The organism is uncultured Marinobacter sp. (genome assembly GCF_963974375.1).
Classification (GTDB): Bacteria; Pseudomonadota; Gammaproteobacteria; order Pseudomonadales; family Oleiphilaceae; genus Marinobacter.
The window spans coordinates 1-10,749 of sequence record NZ_CAXBDN010000146.1 but is presented as its reverse complement, the minus strand read 5'-3'; the positions used below and the strand labels follow the sequence as shown (position 1 = coordinate 10,749).

Genomic DNA, 10,749 nt, shown 5'->3' with positions numbered 1-10,749 from the left:
TCTCTCATAAGTTGGTTCAATGGGTGATCGTTGGGTGCTGTCAGGTGTAACCACTGCCCGTGAGCGGGTGGATGAGGTGGCTGCGGAATTCGACGGCCTGCAGCAGACCTTCCTGCTGCTGGAACGGGACCTGAGGCAGATGGTGAACCGGCCGGTGCGCAATATTTACGGCGATTTCGAGCCGGCCCTCAGCAGTCGCAGTACAGACTATGTGTTGGTGGTTACCCGTCAGGGTTGGCGAAATCCATTGGGGGCAAGGCGCAGTGAACTCCAGCGCAGCGCCTGGGAGTTTACCGGTGAAGAGTTGCGTCGACGCTACTGGGTAATGGCTGACCAGGGCCAGGAAGAAGAGAGCAGGGACGTTGTCATTCTGACAGGTGTTTCCGAATTTACCGTCCGCTTCCTCAATGACCAGAATAACTGGAGCGAGAACTGGCCCCCTGACGATCAGGACACATCAACCGGCACCACCAATGCGGTGCCGGTCATGCCGCTGCCAAAGGCGGTGGAACTCACCGTGGTGCATAAGCGTTTCGACGAGCTCAGCCGGCTTTTTCTGATGCCTGATTTTGATACCCTGGCAGTCCAGACCAGCATTGCCCAGCAGGGTCAGCAAGATTCGGAGGGTGGGGACGAAGAAGACCAACAGGAGACCGGTGGCAGCGAAGATCAGACCGGCAGCGATACCAACAATACGGGGAATGACGGATGATCGGCCGTCCTGATAGTTGTGTTCGCCGCACCCGCAAGGCGTTGTTCAGGAAACCCGCACACCAGTCCGGTATGGCACTGATTATGGTGCTGTTGTCCATGGCGCTGGTGGTGATGATGACCGCCGGTATGACCCGACACCAGAGCGTCCGGGTATTCAAGGCCGGTCACTATCTCGCCCAGACCCAGGGCTATAGCGTTGCTCTGGGTGTCGAGGCTTTTGCCCAACAGATTCTGGTGCGTGATTTTGAGTCTGACCGCGAGGCCAATGAGTATGTGGACAGCCCGGACGAAGTCTGGGCCCGATACGCAGCAGTGTTGCCTCTGGACGACGGCGGCGTGGCGGAGGTTCAGGTGGATGATCTGTCCGGCCGCATCAATCTCAACGATCTGGTAACTCCCGCAGGTCAGGTCAACACCCAGACCCGGGAACGGCTGATGCGCCTGCTGATGGCGCTGGAAATTACCGAAGTCCATGTGGACGCGCTGATTGACTGGATTGATCCGGATGAAGAAACCATCAGCGCCTACGGTGCGGAAGATGGTCAGTATCTGATGGCGAATCCACCCTACCGGGCCGCCAATCAGCCTTTTGTCAGCGTCAGTGAACTGCGCCTGATTGAGGGCATGACCGAAGACTATTACCGTTTATTACGCCCGCATGTTGCGGCACTTCCGGTATCCGGCACCGGTATCAATGTTAATATGGCAACAGCCCAGGTACTTCGCTCGTTGCATATGGAATTGACAGATGCCCAGGTAGTTGCGGTTATTGAGCGCAGGACAGAGCAACGCTTCCTGAACGTGCAGGACTTTCTGGCGTCTCCGGAGTTTGCCGGGCTGGGGCTGAGGCCCGATGGCCTGCGGCTGAACTCCATGTTCTTTGAAGTGGTTTCCCGGGTGACCTGGGACGAACGAGTGGTTGATCTGGTCAGTACCGTCTACCGCAGCCAGCAGGGAGAGGTATCGACGGTGTCACGGGATTCCGGCCAGAAGAACAGGATTACCAAAGAGCCGTTTGCGGTGACAGAGGGTTAGTGTTCGGTAACAGCGCTGCCCACTGACTGATAAAACAAGGACGCAAGACTATGCCATACCACCTCTATGCCAGGCCGCTGCCGGAAGATATCCCGGCGGACGCCGATGAATCCCCCGGCAGGCTTTTCGATTGGGTACTGCTGGATGCCAGCGGAGAGCAGCAGGCCAATGGAGAACGGGAAAGCCGGGACCAGATCGAGCAGGCCCTCAGTCGCAATTCGCTGGAGAGCGTAAGGCTGATTGGCCTGATTCCCGGCGATCAGGCGCTTTTTTGTTTCGCTGACATTCCCGCCAAACAGGCCCGTTATATCCGCCAGGCCTTGCCTTTTGCGGTAGAGGAACAGTTGGCCCAGGACATCGAGTCGGTTCACCTGGCCCTCGGCAAGCAGGATGGCACTGGTTATCGCGTTGCTGCCGTTGATCACCTGCGTATGGCTTACTGGCGCAATCTGTACGACGACTGGGAAGACGTCCATCTGGAGGCCCTGTATCCGGACGCTTCGCTGCTGCCCGTCAATGATCATGACTGGACCATCTGCCTGACCGACAGCGAGGCACTCGTCGCCAACAAGCGCGGCGAATGGCTGACCATGCGGCCGGAGAATCTGCCGGTGTTTGCCCAGACTCTGGCGGTGCCATCGGAGGAGGAAGTGGTGGCTGAGGTCAGTATTGGTATCTTCGCCACGGATGCCTGGTCCACTGACAACGAAGAGCTCATGAGTCACCTGACGGCCACGCCGCGACTGGCGGTTCGCCGCCAGAAACTGGAAGGCAGCGTCGTTGAATTGCTGGGCCACGCCCATCATCATCACCTCAGCGACCCTATCAACCTGTGTCAGGCGGGGTATTCGGCAATCTCCAGCGAGGCCAGTCCATTGAAAGCCTGGAGACCAGCTATCGCCATCGCGGCCATCTGGTTTGTGCTGCTCACGGGGGGGGCAGATTGCCCAGGGCATGTATCACGAGCAACAAGCCACTGACATTCAGCAGCAGGCCATGGCCATTTATCGGGAAGCGTTTCCGGAAGATCGTCGCGCCAGCCCTGCAAATGTGAGACGTATACTGGAAGGGCAGCTGCGTTCCGCTGGCCAACAGGGATCAGATGCAGGCTTCATCGCCCTGATGAAACAGGCGGGACAGCAGTATTCAAGACTGCCGGGTAACCAGTCGATGATGTTCCAGTCGGTGAATTACTCCAGTTCGCGGGGTGAGTTGGTGGTGGACGTGCGGGCAGACACTTTCGAGAAGCTGAGCGCACTTCGAACCGGTATTTCCGAACAGGGGCTCGAAGCCAGTATCGGTTCGGTGGTCAACGATTCTGACGGTGCCCGGGCCCGTCTGACGGTCTCAGGAGGTTAACCGTGTTCGCCAAACTCAAAGAAAATCCCAACATCACCAAAATGATCGCCCGTTATGACCATCTGCCCCGTCGGGATCAACAGATGCTCAAGCTTCTGGTCCTTGCACTGGTGCTCGCCGTTCTGTATTTCATGGTCTGGCGTCCTGCCGCTGAATATCGGGAAAACGCAGTGACCGCCCGCAACAGCGCTGTAGTCCTGCTCGGCTGGATGCAGGAAAACCGGATGGCAATCCGTGGCCTGTCGGCCAACGCGGGCCAGGGTCAGCGCAGCAGCCAGATTCAGGACGGCCGTGCCTTGATGGCAACCATTACCGAAACGGCGCGCAGTTCCGGTCTGTCGCTGCAACGGTTCGAACCAAGCGGTGATTCTGCCATCCGTGTGTGGTTGGAGGATGTACCGTTTAACCAGGTAGCCGCCTGGCTCGAACAGCTCAGCCAGGATTATGGCGTAATCATCGACCAGGCCGCCATGGATCGCCGCAACACCCCAGGCGTCGTTTCAGTCAGATTGACGCTGGCCATCTGATTCGTGTCATGTTTTGATAGTTACCGGTGTCGCCGATTGACGCCGGTGCACGTCAACCCATCCGGGTTCATTCTGTCCCTGGTTCTCATTGTTGCGGGCGAGGGAAGGTATTAACAGTTTCCGAATAACGGAGCCCGCCAGATGGCAGAGGGGAATAACGATAACAATACCTGGCAGGAAGCGACCGTGGTCCGGCTGGATGAAACCGCGTTCAATGAAGCCAGATCAATATTGTTTCAGGCCTACAGACTTGAACCCACCTTCCAGTACCTGTTCGACCATCGCAAACCGGGCTATGAGCAACGGATCAGGGCGACCTTGCGGGAGCTCATTGCGCTGTATTTCCACCTGAATCAGGATGCCATTGGCGTAATGGAAGGCGACACCCTGGTGGCGGTGGCCTTCATCGGAGAGCCGGAACTACGCCTGAACCTGGCCCGTCATCTCGGCTGGCGCCTGCGTATGGTGCTGACAGCGGGCTTTGCCTCTACCCGCCGGTATCTGGATTACCATCAGAAGATCCGGGCCATGCTGCCAGAGGGCGGCACCTTCTATCTGCCCCTGATGGGTGTGAATCCAAAATACCAGAACCGGGGATTTGGTCGCCTGTTGCTATCTACCGCAGAAAGACTCTGTGCAGAGCGGGCCGGCTGTAACGGGCTGGTGCTGGACACCGGCAACAGCCGCTATCTGCCATTTTATGAATCGGAAGGTTTTCGTAATCTTGGTACCATCCACCTGGGTGACTACGAAGACTTTGTACTGTTCAGGGATGAAAAACCCAGCAATGTCAGGGCACAACCTGACACCGGAACATCCATTGAACACGACGGGAGCTACAGTGTCTGATACTCACGATTTTGATCTGATTGTTATCGGGGCCGGGTCCGGCGGCGTACGCCTGGCACGAATGTCGGCGCAGTACGGGGCCCGGGTCGCGGTGGTCGAGTCACGTTATCTTGGTGGCACCTGCGTCAACGTTGGCTGCGTTCCGAAGAAGCTGTTCGTTTACGGCGCCCATGTCGGTGATGATCTTGAGGATGCGGCCGGTTACGGCTGGCAGGTGCCGAAAGAGCACATCAGTTTTGACTGGCCCACGCTTGTAGCCAACAAGAATACCGAAATAGAACGACTGAATGGCATTTACGGTCAGCTTCTGGACAATGCCGGAGTTACCATTATCGAGGGAACCGCCAGCCTGACCGATGCCAACACGGTAAAGGTGGGTGAGCGATCCTGGACGGCCAGGCATATTACCGTAGCCACCGGAAGCTGGCCGATGCTTCCGGATATTCCGGGTAAAGAACTTATCCTGTCGTCCAACGAAATGTTCTACCTGCCGCAGTTGCCCCGGGAGGCAGTTGTCATCGGCGGCGGCTATATTGCTGTTGAGTTTGCCGGCATTCTTGCAGGACTCGGCGTCGACACCACCCTGTTGTACCGGGGCGACCTGTTCATGCGTGGCTTTGATGGCGATGTTCGTCGCTTTCTGGTGACAGAAATGGAGAAAAAGGGCGTTCGTCTTCGTTTCAATACCAACGCTGAAGCCGTCGAAGCCTCCGGTTCCGGATATATTGTTACCCTCACCGATGGCAGCACCATGTCCACGGGTCTGGTCATGGCGGCTACCGGCAGGCAGGCGTTGACAGAAGGGCTGGGTCTGGAGCAACTGGGTGTGGAATTTACCGTAAGCGGTCACATTCAGGTGGATGACCATTTTCAGACCGCAGTACCCTCAATTACCGCGCTGGGGGATGTCATCGGCACCCCACAGCTCACTCCGGTTGCGCTTGGTCAGGGTATGGTGCTCTCGCGCCGGCTGTTTGGTGATGGTCAGGGCGATATGGACTACAGCTTCATACCGACCGCTGTTTTCTGTCAGCCCAACATTGGTACCGTTGGCGCTACCGAGGAGGAAGCCCGTGACAAGGGGCACCGGGTGACCGTGTTCCGTTCTGAATTCCGGCCAATGAAATACACCCTGAGCGGTCGTGACGAACGCTGCCTGATGAAACTGGTTGTGGATGCGGATACCGATCGGGTGCTTGGGGCTCATATGGTGGGGCCGGATGCCGGCGAGATAATCCAGGGACTGGCCGTCGCCATGAAGGCCGGTGCCACCAAGGCACATTTTGACAGCACCCTGGGGATTCACCCTACCTCGGCAGAAGAGTTTGTCACCATGCGCACACCGGCTGGCTGATTGCCAGAAAGGCCGGTCAGCGCCAGATAGGCTTGCTGGCCGGTTCCCTCGATCCCGGTGAGTTTAAAGCGGTACCCAGCGGCTCAATACCGTTCTCAGCTGATGCTTTCGGACCGGTTTGGCAAGGTAATCGTTCATGCCGGCCTCACGACATGCCACTTCAGTGCCCGGCAGTGCATCCGCCGTCAGCGCGATAATCGGCACCTGTTTGCGATTATGTTCGGATTCCCATTGGCGAATAGCCTGTGTTGCCTCGTATCCGTCCATCACCGGCATCTGGCAGTCCATGAGGATGACCGCAAAGTGACTGCCGTTCTCTCTGACCATTGCCATGGCCTGACGGCCATTGTCCACGGCTTCGGCCTCAAAACCCAGTCGCTGTAACAGGGTGCGGGCGACTCGCTGGTTTACCGGGTTGTCTTCAACCACCAGCGCCCGCATCGACGGTCGGCTATCATTGCCCATCGGAACAGCGGGCAGGAGAGCCGCGACTGGCGTCGTCGCAGCGGCCGGCTCAACGTTCCGCTCGACCGCCGCAGGCTCAATAGCGGCCGGCCTGACCCGATCAAAAGGGATCTCGAAGCGGAAGCTGGAACCTTTGCCCAGGGCGGAATTCAGACGGATGTGTCCGCCCATCAACTCGACAAGCTTCTGCACCAGAGCAAGTCCGATGCCTGCACCACCGGCACTGCGTGAATGAGAGCTGTCTACCTGCTCGAACCCGTTAAAAATATCGGCTGTACGTTCGGCGGGAATGCCGTGTCCGTCATCGGCCACTTCACAGGCAAGGTACACACTGTCGTCGCCTTCCTGGTGCCAGCTCAGTGTCACCCTGATGGTGCCGTAGTCCGAAAATTTGATGGCGTTATCAATCAGGCTGGCGAGAACCTGCCTGAATCTGATGGCATCACCATATATAACCGGGTTATCAGGCCAGTCGCCCTCGGTGGAAAGCTCAAGCTCGAGATCCTGAAGTCGGGCCGCATGCCGGAAGCTGGCAAGACAGTTCTCCACTACATCCAGCGGGTTGAATTGTCCGTGTTCGAGCAACAGTGAGCCCTGGTCCAGCTGAGAGTAATCGAGAATGTCATTGATCAGGGTCAGCAGATCCTCAGTAGACCGCCTCGCAGTGGTGAGGTAATCCATCTGATGATCTGTCAGGGGCTCCTCTGTCACCAGGTCCACCATGCCCAGCACACCGTTCAGTGGCGTGCGCAGTTCATGACTCATGATGGCCAGAAATTCAGACTTGGCACGACTGGCGGATTCTGCGCGCTCCCTGGCGTTCTCCGAAAGTGCCAGAGTGTGATCCCTGGACTCCTTCAACTGCCTCAGATGGCGGGCCAGTTCGTCGAGATTATCTTCCAGTTCAGCAATTTCGGCGACGGTCTGCCGGGCGGAGCTGCCGGTGTCGCGATACTCCCGTCTGGTCAGTTCCGTCACCCGCTGGGCCAGTGCTCGCATGGGATCAATCACCGGTGCCAGCATGCGATTGACCAGTAGCAGGGTGAACACCAGCAGGGAAATGCCAACAACGCCAGAGGTCAGCATGATGTCCTGACGCTTTTCAGTAAGCACCCTTTCGGAGACCGCGACTTCCACGGAACCGAGTCGGACGGAGCCACCTCTGAGCCGGTAATCTGGCTCAAACCACTCCATTCTGTCGCCAGATGCCAGTTCAAGCGGTTGCTGCAGAATATCCGACTCGAAAACATGGGTTTCATCGTCGCCGGGGGATCCGGGATCCTCCCCGTCGCGAGCGATCACTCCGATTTCCTGGCCCAGCACATCCGTTACCCGGATCCATTCAACGCCGCTGGTTTCGATTGACCGTTCGATAACCTGCTGCAACACAGGCTGGTTCCCGGAAACTACGGCGTATTCAAGCGCAGGGGCCAGATTCTCCGCCATAACCTGAGTACTCTGAAACAGATCATCACGGGCATCGGAAAGCCGTGCCGTGGTAAAAAACAGCATCAGGCCGACAAACATGAAGACCGCAGGCAGAGCGCCAAGCAGCAACAGCTGACCGTTCAGGGAGCGGTGGGCCTTTTTACTCATGGCTGGCGCTCCGCCGTGGATTGCTCGAGAAGCTCACGAATGCCTTTTATGATCTCGGACTGGTCGGGGAGCGGAATATTCAGTGAGCGGGCAACCTGAGTATTGACTTCGATATCAAAGGCGGTCGGGTATGCAGGAGGTGGCAATCGGCCGGAATCCAGAAAACTACGGACCATCTCCGCTGATTCGCGGGCGTAACCCGTCAATGGTGCATAAGACGACGCCAGCACACCCGCCCGCACAAATGCGTGCCCGGGACCGACCACAAGTCGATTCCGACGATAGGTCGTCAGCAGAATATGTTTGATCGTGCGCGGGTTATAGATAACATCATCCGGCGTTGCCAACAGAAAGTCCCCGAAACTGAGCGCCCGGGTGAGGGTCTGGATCAATACATCCTCACCGGTTACCAGAAACACCCTGGCTTCCAGACCAAATCTGGCCAGCTCATCAATCAGCGCGTCATAGCTGGACCGGTCATCCGGTCGCGCCAGCAAGGACACCCGGGTAGCCTGTGGCAGCAGGCTGCGGCCAATCAAAGCCTGGCGCAGAAGAGGCGGATCATAATAAAGAGAGGTCAGCGACTGGTTAACCTCATCAGAACCCCGAAATCCGGAAACCATTCGTCGATTTACCAGCAGGGCAAACACCGGATGGGATTTGTCGGTCTCCAGAAAATCTGTCAGTGCCTCCGGCCCGAGGGTAACCACCGGTGCCTTCGGGTAGGCCCGGGCATCGTCACTGAAGGGGCGCACCAGCACCTGGTCACCGAGATGACTCTGCAATAGTTCGGTAAAACGCTGATTAAAGGCAGGGTTGCCTGAGCCCTGAATAAATACAATGGACGCCTGTGCTGAGGCCACCAGGAACAGCAGCAGAACACCCGTGATTATTCTGCAGATGCGTCCGCTTTGCGCACTGACCCTTATTCGTCCTGGCGCTGCTCCTGATAGTGCTCTGACCCGGGGGCTACTGCTTCTCATACCCATCCTGGCGCTACCGTATCCTTCTGGATGTCCCTGAAATGTCCATAACTGAAATCAGAACCTGACCCCGGCTTCTACGAAAAAATGGTTCCGCTCGTAAAAATTATTGTCTGGGCTTAAAAGCGGATTGTCATTCAGATAATGCTGAATGACCAGTGCAAAGTCGTAACTAAGGTTAGTCCGGTGTACGCTTTTCGCCAACCGGAGATCGGCCCGTTCAAAACTTCCGGTGCGGAACTCATCGGTAAAGTAATAGGAGAGTGCACTGCTGTATCCCCGGGGGTAATGCTGTATCCAGCTCAGGCTGCCGGAGTGACGTGCCGTAAGCCGGCCTTCCAGGTCAACCAGTCTGCTTTGCATATCCGGGCTTAATCCATCCTGAAGTCGATATTCCCCGTCCTGATCCATGTAACCATAGCTGGCCCGCAGGCGAGTTCGGCCAAAGTCGTAGGCGGTCTCCACCTCAAAACCCTGCTGATCAATAGCAATGCGATTTCCGAGGTCGAACTCACTGACGTTCAGGAAGCCGGCGACCATATCCCGTATATGGTCATAGAAAAAACGAACTTCGGTCGACAACAATCCGTCGCCTACCCGGAACTGACCGTAATAGCTGATCTCGCGACTGATGATGGTTTCCTCCTTGAGGTCACCATCGGCCCGTGTCCAGTAATCACTCAGGTCGACGCCCAGATTCAGATCATCGTCGAGGCGCACACCATCAAGAAAGCTGTAGGGGGCAGGAGAGACATTGCGAGGCCTGTAGCTCCAGTCAGCGCGCTGTTCCAGGGCATCCGGAGTCCGCACCGCCTTCGAGAATACAAAACGGATGGTCTGGTTTTCAGTCAGATGAAAGTTCGCAGCAACCCGGGGGGAGAAAAAATCGTCATCCACCAGGGATGACTTTTCCCAGTTTCCCCCGGCATTCAGTGTCAGCCAGCGAATCGGGGTGTACTCCAGGTTGGCAAACAACCGGGTCTGATAGATCTCGCCACTACCATTGAAAAAGGTTTCCGATTCATAACCGTCCTCCCGGTAGCCCAGGCCGCTGACAAGCCGCAGATCCGGTGAAACCTCAAGCGTGTCCTGCAACTCGAACTCCAGTCGCTGTTGCTGGAGGTCTTCATTGACATCACCACAGGCTTCAGGCTGCCCGGGAATCAGCTCCACACAGGCCCTCCAGCGCTGCCGACGATTGTAACGCTGAAAACTGGATTGCAAATGGACCCGGTGGCGATCAGAAAACTGATGATTCCAGCGCGCCTGCAGATAATAGTCATCTACGAGGGTATCCGGATCCTCCTGGGCACCGAATTCCGCGCCTGACTTGTAGGCATCCTTCTCATCCACTCCGTCGGTAATACCGGCACGAAGTTCAAGGTTATTGCGGCCGTCAATGTTCAGCACCGAGTCGTAGTTGAATTGATTGAACTCAAAGCCGCTATGGAAGGGCTGAGGCTGATCCACCCCGTTCCCTGCCCGGAAAAGCAGGTAGTCAAATCCGTCAGATTCACGCCGCTGAAAACTCAGTCGCCAGCTGTAGTCCTCGTCGGAATGACCATAGGCGCCGGTAATCCGGCGATAACCCTGATTGCCACTGGCAACCCGAACGCTGGCGCCTGCAGTGTCTTCCGGAGACAGAGTGATGATGTTTATGGTGGCCAGGAAAGCGTTGATACCGTAGGCAGCGGAATTCGGTCCACGGCTGACCTCGATACGTTCAATCAGCTCGAGGGGCACGGGCAGGGTATTCCAGTCCACATCTGCGAGACTGGGCATGTAGGCCGTGCGACCATCCACCAGAACCTGCAAACGACGTTGTTCGTAGGCGACCGTGCCGTGGTAACTGACAACGGGCTGATTG

10 protein-coding genes are annotated in these 10,749 nt (G+C 57.1%); 7 read left to right on the top strand and 3 right to left on the bottom strand.

Going from position 1 to position 10,749, the window contains the following annotated elements; genetic code table 11:
* The first annotated feature begins 19 nt into the window (after nt 1-19).
* From gspJ to gorA, 7 genes are all read left to right on the top strand, one after another.
* Nucleotides 20-712, top strand: coding sequence for a type II secretion system minor pseudopilin GspJ (gene gspJ, locus AAC035_RS12900; RefSeq protein WP_339804812.1), 693 nt, complete (start codon nt 20-22; stop codon nt 710-712).
* On the top strand, nt 709-1,749 hold the full coding sequence (gene gspK, locus AAC035_RS12895; protein WP_339804810.1) for a type II secretion system minor pseudopilin GspK: 1,041 nt from the start codon (nt 709-711) through the stop codon (nt 1,747-1,749). The genes gspJ and gspK overlap by 4 nt, the downstream gene beginning before the upstream one ends.
* Before the next feature lie 50 nt (nt 1,750-1,799).
* Nucleotides 1,800-2,729 (top strand): type II secretion system protein GspL, encoded by a 930-nt coding sequence (gene gspL, locus AAC035_RS12890; RefSeq protein WP_339804808.1) that lies wholly within the window; start codon nt 1,800-1,802, stop codon nt 2,727-2,729.
* A complete protein-coding gene (gspL, locus tag AAC035_RS12885) occupies nt 2,704-3,108 on the top strand; it encodes a type II secretion system protein GspL (protein ID WP_339804806.1) in 405 nt (134 codons plus the stop codon). The genes gspL (AAC035_RS12890) and gspL (AAC035_RS12885) overlap by 26 nt, the downstream gene beginning before the upstream one ends.
* Nucleotides 3,109-3,110: 2 nt before the next feature.
* The gene (locus AAC035_RS12880) at nt 3,111-3,635 is read left to right on the top strand and encodes a type II secretion system protein M (RefSeq protein WP_339804804.1); all 525 of its coding nucleotides are present in this window, start codon (nt 3,111-3,113) and stop codon (nt 3,633-3,635) included.
* 141 nt (nt 3,636-3,776) lie between these two features.
* A complete protein-coding gene (locus AAC035_RS12875) occupies nt 3,777-4,484 on the top strand; it encodes a GNAT family N-acetyltransferase (protein ID WP_339804802.1) in 708 nt (235 codons plus the stop codon).
* Nucleotides 4,477-5,838 carry a glutathione-disulfide reductase gene (gene gorA / locus AAC035_RS12870; RefSeq protein ID WP_339804800.1) on the top strand — a complete coding sequence of 454 codons (1,362 nt, stop codon included), beginning with the start codon at nt 4,477-4,479 and terminating at the stop codon, nt 5,836-5,838. Before AAC035_RS12875 ends, gorA begins: the two co-directional genes overlap by 8 nt.
* A 63-nt stretch (nt 5,839-5,901) precedes the next feature.
* Here the strand turns inward: gorA and AAC035_RS12865 are convergent, their stop codons facing one another.
* The 3 genes from AAC035_RS12865 to AAC035_RS12855 form a co-directional block, all read right to left on the bottom strand.
* Nucleotides 5,902-7,899 carry an ATP-binding protein gene (locus AAC035_RS12865; RefSeq protein ID WP_339804798.1) on the bottom strand — a complete coding sequence of 666 codons (1,998 nt, stop codon included), beginning with the start codon at nt 7,897-7,899 and terminating at the stop codon, nt 5,902-5,904.
* The gene (locus AAC035_RS12860; RefSeq protein ID WP_339804797.1) at nt 7,896-8,882 is read right to left on the bottom strand and encodes an ABC transporter substrate-binding protein; all 987 of its coding nucleotides are present in this window, start codon (nt 8,880-8,882) and stop codon (nt 7,896-7,898) included. The genes AAC035_RS12865 and AAC035_RS12860 overlap by 4 nt, the downstream gene beginning before the upstream one ends.
* Before the next feature lie 57 nt (nt 8,883-8,939).
* On the bottom strand, nt 8,940-10,749 hold a 1,810-nt coding region (locus AAC035_RS12855), incomplete at its 5' end, for a TonB-dependent receptor (RefSeq protein ID WP_339804795.1).